Genomic DNA, 16,558 nt, shown 5'->3' with positions numbered 1-16,558 from the left:
CCCGATACAGGACCGGTATCGCAACGTGCACCGATGTGAGGGGGACGTGAGCGGGGTCACTTCTTGGAGTTGATGACCGCCTCCATCACGCTCTTCGCGATCGGGGCCGCGAGGCCGCCACCGGAGATGTTCTCGCGGACGGCGTCCTCGTCCTCGACGACCACGGCCACGGCGACCGGGGAGCTGCCGTCGCTGAGCTTGGCGTACGAGATGAACCACGCGTAGGGGTTCTTGCTGTTGTTCTCGCCGTGCTGGGCGGTACCGGTCTTGCCGCCCACCGTGACGTTGTCGATCTGGGCGGCCTTGCCGGTGCCGTCCTTGACGACGGTCTCCATCATCGACTGCAGGATCTGCGCGTTCTTCGCGGACAGCGGCTCGCTGTACGTCTCCGGGTCGGTCTTCTCGATGACGTCGACGTTGCTGGCCTGGAGCTCGTCCACCATGTACGGCTTCATGAGGGTGCCGTTGTTGGCGACCGCGGAGGCGACCATGGCCATCTGGAGCGGGGTCGCGGCGGTGTTGAACTGGCCGATGGAGGAGAGCGCGACCTGCGAGTCCTCCATGTCGTCGGAGAAGACGGAGGCGCTGGAGCGCACCGGCGTGAACTGCTCCTCGGTGAAGCCGAACTTCTTCGCCTCGTCCAGCATCTTCTCGTTGCCGAGGTCGTAGCCGACCTTGCCGAAGACGGTGTTGCACGAGTACTGGAGGGCGACCCGGAGAGTGGCGTTCTCGCAGGGGATCGTGCCCTCGTTCTTCAGTTCGGTCCGGGTGCCGGGCAGCGTCCAGGGCAGCGGCGACTTGGTCTTCTCGTCGGCCGAGTCGTACAGGCCGTTCTCCAGGGCGGCGGCCGCGGTGAGGACCTTGAAGGTGGAGCCGGGCGGGTAGACCTCGCGCAGCGCGCGGTTGAGCATGGGGTCGTCGGGGTTGTTCTTCTTGTCCAGCGACTTCCAGGTCTTCTCGTCCGACTCGCCGCCGCCGGCGATCTTGCCGGGGTCGTACGACGGGTAGGAGGCCAGCGCCAGGATCTTGCCGGTGGCCGGTTCGAGGGCGACGACGGCACCCTTGCCGCGCTCCTTGAGGCCGTCGTACGCGGCCTTCTGGGCTGCGCCGTTGAGGGTGGTGACGACGTTGCCGCCCTCCTTCGCCTTGCCCGTGATCATGTCGAGGGTGTTGCGGAAGAACAGCCGGTCGTCGTTGCCGGTGAGGATGCCGTCCTCGAGGTACTCCAGCTGGTTGGCGCCGTACGCCTGGGAGACGAAGCCGGTGACGGGCGCCCACATGGGGCCGTCCTTGTAGGTGCGCTTGTACTTGAAGTCGCCCGAGGTCTCGCTGTGGCCGGTGATGGCCTTGCCGTCGACGATGATGTCGCCGCGCGGGCTGGCGTACCGCTCGATGGCGACCCGGCGGTTGTCGGTGTCGGTCCGCAGCTCGTCGGCCTTGACGTACTGGAGCCAGTTGTCCCGGACGAGCAGGGCCAGGACGAGGAGCCCGCAGAAGATCGCGATCCGGCGCAGGGGCTTGTTCATGACGGGCGGACCACCTGGGTCATCTCGGCGTCGGGGTTGGGTGCGGGGGCCGGCGCGGGGCGGCGGGCGGTGTCGCTGATGCGCAACAGAATGCCGATGAGGGCCCAGTTGGCGATCACGGACGAACCGCCGTAGGCCACGAACGGCAGCGTCATGCCGGTCAGCGGGATGAGGCCCATGACACCGCCGGCCACCACGAAGACCTGGAGCGCGAAGGCGCCGGACAGGCCGATGGCCAGCAGCTTGCCGAACGGGTCGCGGGCCGCGAGGGCCGTGCGGACACCGCGCTCGACGATCAGCCCGTAGAGCAGCAGGATCGCCATGACGCCCGCGAGGCCCAGCTCCTCGCCGAACGTGGCGAGGATGAAGTCGGAGTTGGCGGCGAAGCCGATGAGGTCGGAGTTGCCCTGCCCGAGACCGGTGCCGAGGGTGCCGCCGGAGCCGAAGGCCCACAGGGCCTGCATGGCCTGCTCGGAGTGGACAATGCCGTCCTGGACGCCGGAGCGGCTGAGCTCGAACTCGTGCATCGGGTCGAGCCAGGCCTGCACACGGGTCTGGATGTGCGGCTCGAAGCTCGCCACGCCGACCGCGCCGACCGCGGACATCAGCAGACCGAAGACGATCCAGCTGGTCCGCTCGGTGGCGACGTACAGCATGATGATGAACATCCCGAAGAACAGCAGGGATGTACCGAGGTCGGTCTCGAAGACCAGGATGAGGATCGACATCACCCAGACGACGAGGATCGGACCGAGGTCGCGGCCTCGCGGCAGGTACAGGCCCATGAAGCGACGGCTGGCCAGGGCCAGGGCGTCTCTTTTGACCATGAGATAGCCGGCGAAGAACACCGCGAGGGCGATCTTCGCGAACTCACCGGGCTGGAGCGTGCCGAGGCCGGGGATCTTGATCCAGATCTTGGCGCCGTAGGTGGGGGCGCTGATGCCGGGGATCAGCGGCAGCACCAGGAGGAGCATGGCTCCGGCCATGGAGATGTACGTGTAGCGCTGCAGGACGCGGTGGTCCTTGAGGAAGATCAGTACGACCACCAGCAGGGCGACGCCCATCGCCGAGTACAGCAGCTGGCGTGGTGCCGCCTCGACGAAGGTGTTGCTCCGCTGCAGGCGCTTGGACTGGTCCAGGCGCCAGATGATGACGAGGCCCAGCCCGTTCAGCAGGGTGGCCAGCGGGAGCATCAGCGGGTCGGCGTAGGGCGCGAACTTCCGGACGACGAGGTGGCCGACGCCGGCGAGCAGGCCGAGGCCTAGGCCGTAGCCCAGCAGTCCGGGCGGCACCTGGTCGTTGATGGCCAGCCCGACGTTGGCGTAGGCGAAGACCGGGATGACCACGGCGAACACCAGCAGCGCGAGCTCGGTGTTGCGTCGGCTCGGGGTGCCGATGGAGCCGATCGTGGACGTGTGGTGCGTCGACGTGTGGGAAGTACTGCTCATCGTGTGACGGGGCCTCTCACGGCTTGCCTACTGCGTTCCGCACTGCGAGACGACCTTCTGCTCTTCCTCCGAGAGAGTGGGGCCGGGGCTGGGAGTGGGAGCGGTCGGGGTGGCGGAAGCGGTCGGGGACGGTGAGGAAGAGGTGGACGGGGTCGGTGACGCCTTGGACGTGAGGGAGGTCCGGGTGGTTCCCGTGGTGCCTCCGGCCTCGCCCTCGCCGGTCTTGGAGTTCTGCTCGCTCTCGGCGGCCTGCTGCTCGGCGCGCTTCTGGCACGCGGCGGCCTGCACCGAGAGTTCGTCGATCTTCTTCTGGGCGGTCTTGAGATCGCCCTCGGCGATGGTGCCCTCGACGAGCTTCTGCTGGTACGGCGGCAGGTACTTGAGTTCGATCTCGGGGTGGTCCTTGGAGACCTTCGACAACGACACCCACGCCAGGTCCTGGCTGATGCCGCGGTACAGGGCCACGTGCTCACCGTTGGCGCCCACGTAGTACTGGGTCTGCGTCCAGCGCCAGCCTCCGTAGAGGCCGCCGCCGACGACGCCGAGGGCGAGCGCGATGTAGAAGGATCTCTTCAGCCACCTACGGCCCTTGCGCGGCTTGACGAAGTCCTCGTCGCTGTAGTCGCCGAAGCCGTCGGTCGGGATGAACCCGGTCACGTCGCCGGAGCCGGGCGGACCGAACTCGCCGCCGCCCTGTCCGGGCACCTGACGGCCGAGCCCGGAGGCGCGGCCGGCCGGGGTCTGCATCAGGCCCGGGTCGTGCAGGTGGTTCTGGTTCTCGGCGACCGCGCCGACCACCACGGGGACGTCGGAGAGCTGGCCCGCGAGGGTGTCGCCGGTGTCGAGGTCGAGGACGTCGGCGACGATGACCGTGATGTTGTCGGGGCCGCCCCCGCGCAGCGCGAGCTGAATCAGCTCCTGCACGGTCTCCTGGGGGCCCTGGTAGCTGGCGAGGGTGTCTTCCAGCGTCTGGTGCGAGACGACGCCGGAGAGGCCGTCGGAGCAGATCAGGTACCGGTCGCCGGCGCGGACCTCACGGATCGACAGGTCCGGCTCGACATGCTCACCGCTGCCCAGCGCGCGCATCAGCAGGGAGCGCTGCGGGTGGGTGGTGGCCTCTTCCTCGGTGATCCGGCCCTCGTCGACCAGGCGCTGCACCCAGGTGTGGTCCTGGGTGATCTGGGTGAGGACGCCGTCGCGCAGCAGGTACGCGCGCGAGTCGCCGACGTGCACGAGGCCGAGGCGCTGTCCGGTCCACAGCAGGGCGGTGAGCGTGGTGCCCATGCCCTCCAGCTGGGGGTCCTCCTCGACCAGGGCGCGCAACTGGTCGTTGGCGCGCTGGACGGCGGTGCCGAGGGAGGTGAGGACGTCGGAGCCGGGCACGTCGTCGTCGAGGGCGACGATGGTGGAGATGGCCTCGGAGGAGGCGACCTCACCGGCGGCGGCGCCGCCCATGCCGTCGGCGATGGCGAGCAGGCGGGGACCGGCGTATCCGGAGTCCTCGTTCCCCTCCCGGATCATGCCTTTGTGCGATCCGGCGGCGAAGCGCAGTGACAGACTCATGCGCACCTCGCCCGTCGGCTCCGGGTACATCCGCACGGTGCCCACCCTCCGGTCGGGAGCGCGCCGGGGCCCGGGGTGGGGGCCCACGCCGCGTGCTCGCTCCGCTCGCGCCTATTCATGATGTAGCACTACTTCCGCAGCTCGATGACGGTCTTGCCGATGCGGATCGGCGCGCCCAGCGGAATCGGTGTGGGGGTCGTCAGCCGGTTCCGGTCCAGGTAGGTGCCGTTGGTGGAGCCGAGGTCCTCGACGATCCACTGACCGTCCCGGTCCGGGTAGATCCTGGCGTGCCTGCTGGAGGCGTAGTCGTCGTCCAGCACGATGGTGCTGTCGTGCGCGCGGCCCAGCGTGATGGTCTGGCCCTGCAGCGCGACGGTGGTGCCGGTGAGGGTGCCCTCGCTGACGACCAGCTTGCTGGGGGCGTTACGGCCGCGGCGGCCGCCCGAGGGCTGCTGGCGCTGCTGCGGGGGCGCCTGCTGCCGCTGGGCCTGCTGAGGCCGGGCCGCCTCGCGCCGGGCGCCGCGCTGAGTGACGCGCGTTCCGAACAGGTCGCTGCGGATGACCTGCACGGCCACGATCACGAACAGCCACAGTACGGCCAGGAAACCCAGCCGCATGACCGTGAGGGTCAGCTCTGACATTGCCCCCGCTTCACCCTTCGGCTTGCCGGTAAATGATGGTGGTGCTGCCCACGACGATCCGCGAGCCGTCGCGGAGCGTAGCGCGGGTGGTGTGCTGCCCGTCCACCACGATGCCGTTGGTGGAGCCGAGATCCTGGATCGTCGAGGGCGTTCCGGTCCGGATCTCGCAGTGCCGGCGGGAGACGCCGGGGTCGTCGATCCGCACGTCGGCCTCGGTGCTGCGGCCCAGCACGAGCGTCGCGCGGGAGATCTGATGGCGGGCGCCGTTGATCTCGATCCAGTGGCGGGTTCTGCCGCCGGCCGCCGCGGGAGCGGGCGCGGCCGGGGGCCGGGCACCGTTCGCGGGCTGCGGGTATCCGTAACCGCCGGGGCGGCCGCCGGGCGGCGGCGTGGCCGGCATGGGAGGGGCGCCCGGTGCTCCGGCGGGAGCGACGGCCGGCGGGTAGCCGTAGCCGCCGGGGGCCGCGGGGCGGCCGGCCGGGGCGGCGGGCGCGGAGGCCTGCTGGTCGGTGGAGGAGGCGAGCGTGCGGCTGCGCACCCGGTACAGGCCGGTGTCGAGGTCCTCGGCCTTCTCCAGGTGGACCTTGATGGGGCCCATGAAGGTGTAGCGCTGCTGCTTGGCGTAGTCGCGCACCATGCCGGCGAGTTCGTCGCCGAGCTGGCCGGAGTACGGGCTCAGCCGCTCGAAGTCCGGTGTGCTCAGCTCCACGATGAAGTCGTTGGGGACGACCGTGCGGTCGCGGTTCCAGATGGTGGCGTTGTTGTCACACTCGCGCTGGAGCGCTCCCGCGATCTCCACGGGCTGCACCTCGGACTTGAACACCTTCGCGAAGGTGCCGTTGACCAGACCTTCGAGACGCTGCTCGAACTTCTTCAGGACTCCCATGGGGCACCTCCTCCGTAGCTGCTGCCGTCCTGCACCCCGCAGAGCGGGTACTGCCTTACCTGGTACTGCTTACTGATCGTATCCACGCGCCGGTCGATCGGCTGGTTCCCCCTGTCGGCCTCGTCGACGGGTGTCGACGCCTCCGAAGTTCCCTGTGGAGTCCCTCTTCGAACTCCCCCGGCCGACTCGTCCTGCCAAGGATCGTAGAGGCGGCCGCAGACAAGTGTCCCGCACCCGGCTGTGGACCCCGACCGGCTCCCGGGGACAGGGGCGGTACCGGTACGAGGTTGATACGTGAACAGACACTCGTCGATACGTGGCCGTCGGGCGGGCGGTTCGGTGCGGGATGTCCGCGTCCCCGGTGGGGGGTTGTCCCTGCGGCTGCCCCTCGACAAGGGATGTGAACCCACCCCCACCAGCGTGCTAATGTTCTGGGTGTCGGAAGGCGCCGGCCCCAAGGGGAACGGAGCCCGAGGACACACCCAATGCGCGGGTGGCGGAATAGGCAGACGCGCTGGATTCAGGTTCCAGTGCCCGAAAGGGCGTGGGGGTTCAACTCCCCCCTCGCGCACAGCTGAAAGCCCCGCAGGTCTTCGACCTGCGGGGCTTTTGCGTTGCCTGGGGCGATGGCGGCGGTGGGGGGCTGTGGACTGCGGGGCGCAGTGCGCGGGGCGCGCGGCGCGTCGGCCGTGAGGACAATCACACCGCGTGAGGTCGGCCTGTCCGAGGTGGGGTGGCCGGGTTGGGGGTGGGCTTACGCGGCCAGGCGCTGGGCGAGGTTCTTCGCCTTGGTCTCCGCCTCTTGGTGGGCGCGGGCGCGGGAGGCCTCGTAGAGGGGGATCAGCTCGGTCATCGCCGGGTTGTGCGGGGCCATGGTCAGCTCCGGGACGATGAAGTCGACGTCCAGGGCGAGGGTCTCGCCGAGGACCGACGCCAGGTAGTTCTGCACGTACTCGTTGGCCTCGCGCGGCGTGCCGGGCGCGTAGGAGCCGCCGCGGCTGGCGACCACGGTGACCGGAGTGCCCTGGATCTTCGAGTCCTCGGCCATCGCGGTGCGGCCCATGACGATCACGTTGTCCAGCCAGGCCTTGAGGGTCGAGGGGATCCCGTAGTTGTACATCGGGGCGCCGATCAGCACGGCGTCCGCCGCCTCCAGCTCCTCGACGAGCCGCACGCGCGCGTGGAGGGCGGCGGTCTGCTCCGGGGTGTGGGTGGCCGGATCGGAGAAGGCGGCGGTGTGGGCGTCGGCGGTGATGTGCGGCACGGGGTTGGCGGAGAGGTCGCGGTAGATCACCGTGCCCCCGGGGTGCTGCTCCTCCCAGGTCCTGCGGAAGGCGCCCGTGACCGAGCGCGAGGCGGAGGCGCCCTCGGGGAACACGGAGGAGTCGATGTGCAGAAGGGTGGCCATGGGGGTCTCCTGAGGAGTGGTGTGTTGCTAAGACTTCGTACTCGACTATTGATAACACAGCGACTTACTTTTTTTCATCCCCATACGGGAGCGCAGTACCCTGAGGGCATGACGGCCGAGGAGAGACACGGGACAGAGGCGTGCAAGCGGGTGGACGACGGGATCACCCGGGTCTTCCAGCTGCTGGGAAAGCGCTGGACCGGGCCGATCGTGGCCGTCCTGACGCCGGGACCGGCGTACTTCGTCGACCTGCGCCGGGCGATCCCCGGCATCAGCGAGCGGATGCTTTCCGACCGCCTCACCGAGCTCGCCGCGGCGGGGCTCGTGGTGCGCGAGGTCGACGAGGGCCCTCCGCTGCGGGTGTCGTACCGGCTGACGGACACGGGGGCGGCACTGGAGCCGGCCTTCGCGGAGCTGAAGGAGTGGGCCGCGCGGTATCTGCCGGAGGGGGGCGGGTGCTGACGGGCTGCGGCCTGGGGGGCGTTGGTGCGGGGTGTGGGTGCGGGGGGTGCGGGGTGCGCGCTGGGGCGGTCTGTGCGGGCTCGGTCCGGGGGTGGGGCGGTCGGTATCGGCTCGGTCCGGGGGGTCGGTGTGGGCTCGGTTGACCGGTCTGGTGGTGGGCGCGTGCCGCGGCGGCCCGGCGTGAGGTGGGGTTTTCACAGCCGCGGAGTTGTCCACAGGGTCTGACGTGTTTCGGCCACCGGCTGTACGGTCTGCACGAGTTGATGTGCGGGTTCGTGGGTGTTCGGGGGAGGCGGTCGGTATGACCGAGGTCGGTGCGGAACTTTCGGGCGGTATGTCCGCCGAAGCCGCTGTGGGCGCGGTGCGCAGGCTGCCGCGGACGCGCGGCTTCGCCGAGTGGCCGGTGGAGGGCTCGCCCAAGCGGGAGGGCAAGGCCCTGCGCGACCGTGTCCCCCGCAGCGCGCACGCGGTGCTCGACCTGGACGGGTCCCGGCCCGACGCGGTGACCGCGGTGGAGGAGTCCAGCCGCGACCGACTGCCCGAACTCACCCCGCTGCGCGTCGGGCGCATGGCGGCCACCCCCTTCGCGTTCCTGCGCGGCTCGGCGGGCCTCATGGCCTACGACCTGGCGCGCACCCCCATGACCCGGATACGGGCGCAGATCTGCGGCGACGCCCACGCCGCCAACTTCGGGCTGTACGGGGACGCGCGCGGCGGCCTGGTCATCGACCTCAACGACTTCGACGAGACGGTGCACGGTCCCTGGGAGTGGGACCTCAAGAGGCTCGCCGCCTCCCTGGTGCTCGCCGGCCGGGAGGCGGGCGCGGACGAGGACACCTGCCGCGCCGCGGCGCACGGCGCGGTGGGCGCGTACCGCCGCACCATGCGACTGCTGGCCAAGCTGCCGGTACTGGACGCGTGGAACGCGATCGCGGACGAGGAGCTCGTCTCGCACACCGATGCCCATGACCTGGTCGGCACGCTGGAGCGGGTCTCGGAGAAGGCGCGGGCCAACACCAGCGGGCGGTTCGCGGCGAAGTCGACGGAGGCGACCGAGGACGGCGGGCGCCGTTTCGTGGACGCCCCGCCGGTGCTGCGGCGCGTCCCCGACGAGGAGGCCGCGGCGGTGGCCGGGGCACTGGAGGAGTACCTCGACTCGCTCTCCGAGGACCGTCTGCCACTGCTGTCCCGGCACGCGGTGCAGGACGTGGCGTTCCGGGTCGTCGGCACGGGCAGCGTCGGTACCCGGTCCTACGTCGTGCTGCTCCTGGACCACCGCGGTGAACCCCTGATCCTTCAGGTCAAGGAGGCCCGTCCCTCGGCGCTGCTGCCCCACCTGGTGACCGCCGGGTTCGAGGCGCCCATGGTCGAGCACGAGGGTCGCCGGGTGGTCATCGGGCAGAAGCGGATGCAGGTCGTCAGCGACATGTTGCTGGGCTGGACGTCGGTGCAGGGGCGGCCCTTCCAGGTGCGGCAGTTCCGCAACCGCAAGGGCAGCGTCGACCCCGCCGCGCTCGCTCCCGACCAGATGGACGACTACGGCCGTATGACGGGGGCGCTCCTGGCACGCGCCCACTCCCACAGCGTCGACCCGCGTCTCGTCGCCGGGTACTGCGGCAAGAACGAGGAACTGGACGAGGCGATGGCCGCGTTCGCCGTGTCCTACGCCGACCGCACGGAGGCCGATCACGCGGAGCTGGTGGCCGCGGTGCGGTCGGGGCGGCTCGCGGGGGAGACGGGGGCGTGAGGGGCGAGGGGTGAGGGGGCGCTCGGGGCTTGCGGTGAGAGGTGGGGCTCGACGGGGGCTCGTAGGGGGGCTGCGGTGGGAGGCGGGTTGGTCGATGTCGACGGCGACTGCGGCCGGGGGCGCTGGTTGTCGCCTGCCGGGACCTCGTGGCGCGGTGGGTGCCGGCGGACGGGCCGGACGTGCGCGGGGGTCGACGTACGCCGGGTTCGAGAGGGCGCCGCGGCCGTGGCCTAGGCTGGTCGGGTGACGACCCCGGAAGCTGAGCAGGGGGGTGCCGCCGACGCGACGCGGGCGGTGCCCGAGGACGGCGCGCCCCGGCCCGAGGAGCGGCTGGAGCGGGCCGTGCGGGCCGCCGAGCAGGCGCTGATCGAGTACGAGATCGCGGTGGAGACCTTCCGGGTCGAGGTGGAGAACTTCTCCCGGTTGCACCACCAGAAGCTCGGCCCGATGTACACCCGGCTCGACGAGCTGGACGCGCAGATCGCCGAGATCACCGCCGCGCGCACCGGCGATCCCGAGGACCGTCGGAAGGCGGACGAGGCCCGGGCCCGGGTGATGCCGATGCCGGCCGTGGAGGAGTTGTTCCATGGCTGGATGGACGGGGACGGGCTGTTCCCGGAGGCCGCGGCGATGCTCACCGACCAGCCGGTGCGGCCCCCGCAGCGGGTGCGGCCCAGCGACGAGGCCCGCAAGCTCTACCGCGAACTGGTCCGCAAGGTCCACCCCGACCTGGCGCAGGACGAGACCGAGCGGGCCCGGCGCGAGGAGTTCATCACCCGCGTCAACGCCGCGTACGCCCGGGGGGACGAGCCGCTGCTGCGGGAGCTGGCCGGGGAGTGGGCCGCGGGGCCGAAGCCGCCGGAGCTGGGGCCGACGCCGAGCGAGGAGCTCTACGCCCGCCTCGAGTGGCTCGCCCGGCGCAAGGAACTGCTGAGCGTGGTCGCGCGGGAGCTGGAGGAGAGCGCGATCGGGGCGATGCTCAAGCTGGCCCCGGACGACCCCGACCAGCTCCTGGAGGAGATCGCCGAGCAACTGCTGACGCAGGTTGCCGAGCGAGAGCGGGAGTTGGCGGAGCTGCTCGCGCAGTAGCCCGGGGCACGGGAGGGGCGACAGTCCGTGCCGGTAGCTGCGGCGGCCTGTGCTGGTGGCGGGCTGCGTTGGCCCGTGCCGGTGGCTGCGGTGGGCCGTCAGCGGCGTCCGCGGAAGCTCGTCATCGGCGGGCGTGGTGGGCCGTCACCGGCGGACGCCGTCGCCCGTTTCCGGCGAACGGGACGGCCCGTTCGGCGGTTGTGTCGGCCCGTGTCGGTGGCTGCGGTGGGCCGGTTCCCTGCGGTCGTGGTGGGAGCCGGTTGCTGGTGGCTGCGGTAGCTCGTCAGGGGCGGACGCGGACGCTCGTCACCGGCGGGCGCGGCAGGCGGCCGTCACCGGCAGCCCCGACAGCCCGTTTCGGTGGTTGCGTCGGCCCGTGCCGGTGGCTGCGGTGAGCCGGTGCCCGGGGGCTGCGTAGCCCGTCAGCGGTGGACGCCCGTCCGGGCGTCACCGGTGGGCGGGGCAGCCCGGTCCGGTGGCTGTGGGGCGTCGGGGTCGGGGGTCGCTCAGGTAGCCTCTGGCCATGAGTTTTGGAGCTGGCTTGCCCTCGGTCGATGTCGCCGGTGTACCCGCCGACGGTCTCGTTGTGGACGTGCGTGAGGCCGACGAATGGGCCGCGGGGCATGTCGAGGGTGCGCTGCATGTGCCCATGAGTGAGTTCGTGGCCCGGTTCGGTGAGGTGACCGAGGCGGTGGCGGACGGGCGGCGCGCCTATGTGATGTGCCGTGTCGGAGGCCGCTCCGCGCAGGTCACCCAGTATCTGGTCCAGCAGGGCATCGACGCGGTGAACGTCGATGGCGGCATGCTGGCCTGGGACGGCGCCGGCCGCCCCATGGTGACGGACGACGGTTCGCCGGCGTTCGTCCTCTGAGTCGAGCGGTGCCGTAGGCCCCGCCTCCGGGCGTCAGGCCAGGGGGTGGGCGGCCAGCAGGTCGCCGAGGGCCTCCTCGTGGGCCGCCGCCGGGCCGAGTGACAGCTCCAGGTGCTTGGCCCAGGCGTGGTACCGGTGCAGCGGGTAGTCGACGTCGGCGCCGAATCCGCCGTGCAGGTGCTGTGCCGTCTGCACGACCCGGCGTACCCCCTCCGAGGCCCAGATCTTCGCGACGGCGACCTCGCCGGAGACCGGCAGCGCCCCGTGCGTCCCGCATCCGGTGCGCCAGGCGGCCTGCCACAGTGTGGCCTCCATCGCCTTCAGGTCGATGTAGCGGTCGGCGGCCTGCACGGCGACCGCCTGGAACGTGGCGATCGGGAAGCCGAACTGCTCCCGCTCGGCGGTGTACGCACTGGTCATCCGCAGGACCTGACGGCCGAGGCCGAGCGCCTGCGCGCAGGTGCCGACGGTCAGCAGATGCCGCAGCCACTCCCAGGCGCCGTCCGCGTCGACGACGTCCCGGGCCGTGACGCGCGCGGACTCCAGCCGTAGCTCGCCGAGCCGCTCGCCCGTGGTGGAGACCTGCTCGGCGAGGGTGGCGCCGTCGCAGGCCGGGGCGACGAGCGCGAGCACGGTGCGCCCGCCGGCCGTGTGCGCGGGGACGAGGACGAAGTCCGCGTCGTACGCCCAGGGCACCGCCGTCTGCACCCCGTCCAGGATCCAGTCGGTGCCCTCCTGCCGGGCGGTCACGGCGAGTTCGGCGGGATCGTGGCCGGTGCGGCCGCTCGCGGCGACGGTCAGGACGACCTCGCCGCGGCCCGCCCGGGTGAGCAGGGCCGACCGCACCTCCTCGGTGCCGTAGGCCTGGAGGAGTGCGGCGGCCGCGCTGCTCTCCAGCAACGGCACCCGGGCCAGCACCCGCGCCGACTCGGCCAGCACCAGGCACAGCGCGACCGTGTCCAGACCGGCCCCGGCGTACTCCTCCTCCAGCAGCAGGCTGAGCAGGTCCGCGTCGGCGAGCCTGTCCCACAGGGCGCGGTCGAAGTGGTCGGCGACGGCGCCCGCGGAGAGCGCCGGACTGGGCACCCCGTCCGGCGCGACCCCGGCGAAGACACCCCGCGCCGCCTCGGCCGCGGCCTGCTGCTCCTCGGTGAAGGTGAAGTCCACGGTCCCTGTCCTCCCGACGGGTCGGCAGACCGGCCGGGGAGCCGATCTGACGGACCGTCAAGATAGAACAGGTTCTAGAAGAAGGGAACGGGGCGCGTGCGCCCCGCTCCTCGTGGTCACCGGTCGAAGTCCAGCTCCACCCGCTCCGTCGCCGGATGGGACTGGCAGGCCAGTACGTACCCCGCGTCCGTCTCCTCCGGCTCCAGCGCGAAGTTGCGGTCCATGCGGACCTCGCCCGAGACCAGGAAGGCCCGGCAGGTGCCGCACACACCGCCCTTGCAGGCGTAGGGCGCGTCGGGGCGGTTGCGCAGGACGGTGTCCAGGAGGGACTCACCGTCCTGGACCGGCCAGGTGCCACCGCGGCCGTCCAGACGGGCGGTCACCGTGCTGTGCGCGGGCGCGGGGGGCCTGGAGGCCGGAGCCGCTCCCTCGTCCACGTGGAAGATCTCCTCATGGACCCGGGCCCGGGGGACGCCGAGCTCCCGCAGGGTGCGCTCCGCGCCCTGCACCAGCCCGTACGGGCCGCACAGGAACCAGCCCGCCACGTCCGGCACCGGCAGCAGCGCCGGCAGCAGTCCGGTCAGCCGCTCCTGGTCGAGCCGCCCGGACGGCAGCCCCGCCTGCTGCTCCTCCCTGGACAGGACCGTCACCAGCTGGAGGCGCTCGGGGTAGCGGTCCTTCAGGTCGGCGACCTCGTCCAGGAACATCGTCGAGGCGGCCGTACGGTCGCTGCGGATCAGGCAGAACCGGGCCCGCGGTTCGCGCGCCAGGAGGGTCGACACGATCGACAGCACCGGGGTGATGCCGCTGCCGCCGACGATCGCCGCGTACAGCCCGGGCGCGGGCGTCAGCGTGAAACGGCCGGCCGGGGTCATCACCTCCAGCTCGTCGCCGACGGCGATCTCCTTGAGCGCGTACGTCGAGAAGGAGCCGCCCTCGACCAGCCGTACGCCGACCCGTAGTTCGCTCGGTGCTGCGCCGTCGGGCGCCGGGGAGCAGATCGAGTAGGTGCGGCGGATCTCCTCGCCGTCGGCCGCGCGGCGCAGGGCGAGGTGCTGACCGGGCGCGAACCGGTACGCCTCGCGCAGGGCCGGCGGCACGGCGAAGGTGAGCGCCACGGAGTCGTCGGTGAGCCGGTCGACCGCCGCCACCGGGAGCGCGTGGAAGCGGGCCATCACAACTCCTTGAAGTGGTCGAACGGTTCACGGCAGGCGAGACAGCGCCGCAGCGCCTTGCAGGCCGTGGAGGAGAAACGGCTGAGCAGTTCGGTGTCGGCGGAGTCGCAGTGCGGGCAGCGGACGGGGTCGAGCGTCCGGGTGGGGCCCAGGGCCACGGCCACCGGTCCCGCCGCCTGCTGCGCGCGCGGGGGCGCGATGCCGAACTCCCGCAGCTTGCGGCGCCCTTCGGCCGAGATGTCGTCCGTCGACCAGGCGGGGCTCAGTACCGTGCGGACGGTGACCTCGCGGACGCCGTGCGCGTGCAGCACCCGCTCGATGTCCACGGACATGGCCTCGATCGCCGGGCAGCCGGTGTACGTCGGGGTCAGTTCGACCTCGGCGGCGGTCTCGCCCGTGTCCGCGCCGTGCACGCGCACCGCGCGGACGACTCCCAGCTCCCGCAGGGTGAGCACGGGCAGTTCGGGGTCGGGGACCGAGCCCGCCACCTCCAGGAGCTCCGCCTCCAGCGGGGTCACGGTCACCATGACGCCCCCGGGTGGCTGCGGTGCAGGTGCTGCATCTCGGCGAGCATCCGCCCGAAGGACTCGGTGTGCAGGCCCTCGCGACCCGCGCCGGCCGCCCACGCGCCCGTGCGGGGGCCTTCGGGGACGGTCAGGCAGGCCCGGCCCAGGACGTCCGTGACGGACTCCAGCCACGCCGTCTCGAGCGCGGCCCAGTCGACGTCGACGCCCTCCACCGGCCGGAACATCTCGCCGGTGAACCGCCACAGCGCCTCGCAGGCCGCCCGCATCCGCTCCCGGCTGAGGTCGGTGCCGTCGCCGAGCCGCAGGGTCCACTGCTCGGCGTGGTCGCGGTGGTAGGCGACCTCCTTGACGGCCTTCGCGGCGAGCGGCGCGAACGGGCCGTCCCCCGCGGCCAGTTCGGCGTGCAGGAGGTGCTGGTAGGTGGAGAAGTACAGCTGGCGGGCGATGGTGTGGGCGAAGTCGCCGTTGGGCTGCTCCACGAGCTGGAGGTTGCGGAAGGCGCGCTCCTCGCGCAGATATGCCAGTTCGTCCTCGTCGCCGGCCATCGACAGCAGGACGCGGGCCTGGCCCAGCAGGTCGAGGGCGATGTTGGCGAGGGCGACCTCCTCCTCCAGCACGGGCGCGTGGCCGGCCCATTCGCCGAGGCGGTGGGAGAGCACCAGGGCGTCGTCGCCGAGGGCCAGGGCGGCGGCGTTCGTGGTCAGGTCGACGCTCACAGGTGCTTCACCCCGTCCGGGATCTCGTAGAACGTCGGATGGCGGTAGGGCTTGTCGGCGGACGGCTCGAAGAACGGGTCCTTCTCGTCCGGCGAGGAGGCCGTGATCGCGGCGGACGGGACGACCCAGATCGAGATGCCCTCGCCGCGGCGGGTGTACAGGTCACGCGCGTTGCGCAGGGCGAGCTCCGCGTCCGGCGCGTGCAGGCTGCCGGCGTGGGTGTGCGAGAGACCGCGGCGGGAGCGTACGAAGACCTCCCACAGAGGCCAGTCGGAGTTCGTCATGCGTGTGCCGCTCCCGTCTCGGTGTGCTTGCCGCTGTGCTTGGAGGCGTAGGCCGCGGCGGCCTCGCGGACCCAGGCGCCCTCCTCGTGGGCGCGCCTGCGCTGGGTGATCCGCTGTTCGTTGCAGGGTCCGTTGCCCTTGAGCACGTTCCAGAACTCGGTCCAGTCGATCGGGCCGAAGTCGTGGTGACCCCGTTCCTCGTTCCACTTCAGGTCCGGGTCGGGGAGGGTGAGGCCCAGGGACTCGGCCTGGGGGACGCAGATGTCGACGAAGCGCTGGCGCAGCTCGTCGTTGGAGTGCCGCTTGATCTTCCAGGCCATCGACTGCGCGGAGTGCGAGGACTCGTCGTCGGGCGGGCCGAACATCATCAGCGAGGGCCACCACCAGCGGTCCACGGCGTCCTGGGCCATCGCGTGCTGGGCGGGGGTGCCCCGGCTCAGGGCCAGCAGCAGCTCGTAGCCCTGGCGCTGGTGGAAGGACTCCTCCTTGCAGATGCGGACCATGGCGCGCGCGTACGGGCCGTAGGAGCAGCGGCACAGGGGGACCTGGTTGGTGATGGCGGCGCCGTCCACCAACCAGCCGATCGCGCCGACGTCGGCCCAGGTGAGGGTGGGGTAGTTGAAGATCGAGGAGTACTTCTGGCGGCCGGAGTGCAGCTTGTCGAGCAGCTCGTCGCGGCCGGTGCCGAGGGTCTCGGCGGCGCTGTAGAGATACAGGCCGTGCCCCGCCTCGTCCTGGACCTTGGCCATGAGGATGGCCTTGCGGCGCAACGAGGGCGCGCGGGTGATCCAGTTCGCCTCGGGCTGCATGCCGATGATCTCGGAGTGGGCGTGCTGGGCGATCTGGCGGACCAGGGTCGCGCGGTAGGCGTCCGGCATCCAGTCCCGTGGCTCGATGCGCTCGTCGGCGGCGACGGCGGCGTCGAAGGCGCGCTCGTGGGCGTCCTGGTCGACGGCGTCCTGGCGGTCGTACGCCTGTGCTGCTGTTGCCATGTGGCCCCCTCGACCCTGTGCCCTGCCGGAGCAGGCTCCCGACCGATCGTTCGGTT

General features: G+C 71.6%; 16 protein-coding genes and 1 tRNA gene. 5 read left to right on the top strand and 12 right to left on the bottom strand.

Going from position 1 to position 16,558, the window contains the following annotated elements; genetic code table 11:
• Window positions 1–56: 56 nt before the first annotated feature.
• The 5 genes from ACH41F_RS20900 to ACH41F_RS20880 all read right to left on the bottom strand — a co-directional run bounded on the left by ACH41F_RS20900 (window position 57) and on the right by ACH41F_RS20880 (window position 6,064).
• A complete protein-coding gene (locus ACH41F_RS20900; RefSeq protein WP_398836880.1) occupies window positions 57–1,526 on the bottom strand; it encodes a peptidoglycan D,D-transpeptidase FtsI family protein in 1,470 nt (489 codons plus the stop codon).
• Window positions 1,523–2,974, bottom strand: coding sequence for an FtsW/RodA/SpoVE family cell cycle protein (locus ACH41F_RS20895; RefSeq protein WP_391233426.1), 1,452 nt, complete (start codon window positions 2,972–2,974; stop codon window positions 1,523–1,525). Before ACH41F_RS20895 ends, ACH41F_RS20900 begins: the two co-directional genes overlap by 4 nt.
• 27 nt (window positions 2,975–3,001) lie before the next feature.
• On the bottom strand, window positions 3,002–4,567 hold the full coding sequence (locus tag ACH41F_RS20890) for a Stp1/IreP family PP2C-type Ser/Thr phosphatase (RefSeq protein WP_391233662.1): 1,566 nt from the start codon (window positions 4,565–4,567) through the stop codon (window positions 3,002–3,004).
• A 98-nt stretch (window positions 4,568–4,665) separates the two neighbouring features.
• Window positions 4,666–5,178: an FHA domain-containing protein gene (locus ACH41F_RS20885; RefSeq protein ID WP_391233424.1), complete on the bottom strand. Its 513-nt coding sequence runs from the start codon at window positions 5,176–5,178 to the stop codon at window positions 4,666–4,668.
• Between the two features lie 10 nt (window positions 5,179–5,188).
• Window positions 5,189–6,064 carry an FhaA domain-containing protein gene (locus ACH41F_RS20880; RefSeq protein ID WP_398836878.1) on the bottom strand — a complete coding sequence of 292 codons (876 nt, stop codon included), beginning with the start codon at window positions 6,062–6,064 and terminating at the stop codon, window positions 5,189–5,191.
• A gap of 487 nt (window positions 6,065–6,551) precedes the next feature.
• Between ACH41F_RS20880 and ACH41F_RS20875 the strand changes: the two genes are divergently transcribed.
• Window positions 6,552–6,635: transfer RNA gene (locus ACH41F_RS20875), tRNA-Leu, on the top strand.
• A 183-nt stretch (window positions 6,636–6,818) separates the two neighbouring features.
• On the opposite strand, the gene ACH41F_RS20870 is transcribed toward ACH41F_RS20875, so the two are convergent.
• Window positions 6,819–7,472, bottom strand: a complete 654-nt coding sequence (locus ACH41F_RS20870) for an FMN-dependent NADH-azoreductase (protein WP_398836876.1) — start codon at window positions 7,470–7,472, stop codon at window positions 6,819–6,821.
• A 108-nt stretch (window positions 7,473–7,580) separates the two neighbouring features.
• Here ACH41F_RS20870 and ACH41F_RS20865 point away from each other — a divergent pair, with 108 nt between their 5' ends.
• The 4 genes from ACH41F_RS20865 (at window position 7,581) to ACH41F_RS20850 (ending at window position 11,641) form a co-directional block, all read left to right on the top strand.
• Window positions 7,581–7,934, top strand: coding sequence for a winged helix-turn-helix transcriptional regulator (locus ACH41F_RS20865; RefSeq protein WP_391233418.1), 354 nt, complete (start codon window positions 7,581–7,583; stop codon window positions 7,932–7,934).
• 301 nt (window positions 7,935–8,235) lie between these two features.
• Window positions 8,236–9,681 (top strand): DUF2252 family protein, encoded by a 1,446-nt coding sequence (locus ACH41F_RS20860; RefSeq protein WP_391233416.1) that lies wholly within the window; start codon window positions 8,236–8,238, stop codon window positions 9,679–9,681.
• 243 nt (window positions 9,682–9,924) lie between these two features.
• Complete coding sequence (locus ACH41F_RS20855; RefSeq protein WP_398836874.1) at window positions 9,925–10,770, top strand: J domain-containing protein; 846 nt, start codon at window positions 9,925–9,927, stop codon at window positions 10,768–10,770.
• A 523-nt stretch (window positions 10,771–11,293) separates the two neighbouring features.
• The gene (locus tag ACH41F_RS20850) at window positions 11,294–11,641 is read left to right on the top strand and encodes a rhodanese-like domain-containing protein (protein WP_391233411.1); all 348 of its coding nucleotides are present in this window, start codon (window positions 11,294–11,296) and stop codon (window positions 11,639–11,641) included.
• 33 nt (window positions 11,642–11,674) lie between these two features.
• Here ACH41F_RS20850 and ACH41F_RS20845 read toward each other — a convergent pair whose 3' ends face one another.
• From ACH41F_RS20845 to paaA, 6 genes are all read right to left on the bottom strand, one after another.
• Window positions 11,675–12,808 (bottom strand): acyl-CoA dehydrogenase family protein, encoded by a 1,134-nt coding sequence (locus tag ACH41F_RS20845; RefSeq protein WP_391233410.1) that lies wholly within the window; start codon window positions 12,806–12,808, stop codon window positions 11,675–11,677.
• Between the two features lie 116 nt (window positions 12,809–12,924).
• A complete protein-coding gene (locus tag ACH41F_RS20840) occupies window positions 12,925–13,983 on the bottom strand; it encodes a 2Fe-2S iron-sulfur cluster-binding protein (protein ID WP_391233408.1) in 1,059 nt (352 codons plus the stop codon).
• Window positions 13,983–14,510: a 1,2-phenylacetyl-CoA epoxidase subunit PaaD gene (paaD, locus tag ACH41F_RS20835; RefSeq protein ID WP_391233406.1), complete on the bottom strand. Its 528-nt coding sequence runs from the start codon at window positions 14,508–14,510 to the stop codon at window positions 13,983–13,985. The genes ACH41F_RS20840 and paaD overlap by 1 nt, the downstream gene beginning before the upstream one ends.
• The gene (gene paaC, locus ACH41F_RS20830) at window positions 14,504–15,226 is read right to left on the bottom strand and encodes a 1,2-phenylacetyl-CoA epoxidase subunit PaaC (protein WP_398836871.1); all 723 of its coding nucleotides are present in this window, start codon (window positions 15,224–15,226) and stop codon (window positions 14,504–14,506) included. Before paaC ends, paaD begins: the two co-directional genes overlap by 7 nt.
• Window positions 15,223–15,510, bottom strand: a complete 288-nt coding sequence (gene paaB / locus ACH41F_RS20825) for a 1,2-phenylacetyl-CoA epoxidase subunit PaaB (RefSeq protein WP_391233402.1) — start codon at window positions 15,508–15,510, stop codon at window positions 15,223–15,225. The genes paaC and paaB overlap by 4 nt, the downstream gene beginning before the upstream one ends.
• On the bottom strand, window positions 15,507–16,502 hold the full coding sequence (gene paaA, locus ACH41F_RS20820; RefSeq protein ID WP_391233400.1) for a 1,2-phenylacetyl-CoA epoxidase subunit PaaA: 996 nt from the start codon (window positions 16,500–16,502) through the stop codon (window positions 15,507–15,509). The genes paaB and paaA overlap by 4 nt, the downstream gene beginning before the upstream one ends.
• Window positions 16,503–16,558 lie beyond the last annotated feature (56 nt).

This window comes from Streptomyces sp. NPDC020489 (genome assembly GCF_044386545.1).
Taxonomy (GTDB): Bacteria; Actinomycetota; Actinomycetes; order Streptomycetales; family Streptomycetaceae; genus Streptomyces.
Note: the sequence above shows the minus strand (reverse complement) of the source record. Positions and strands in the feature narration are given on the sequence as shown.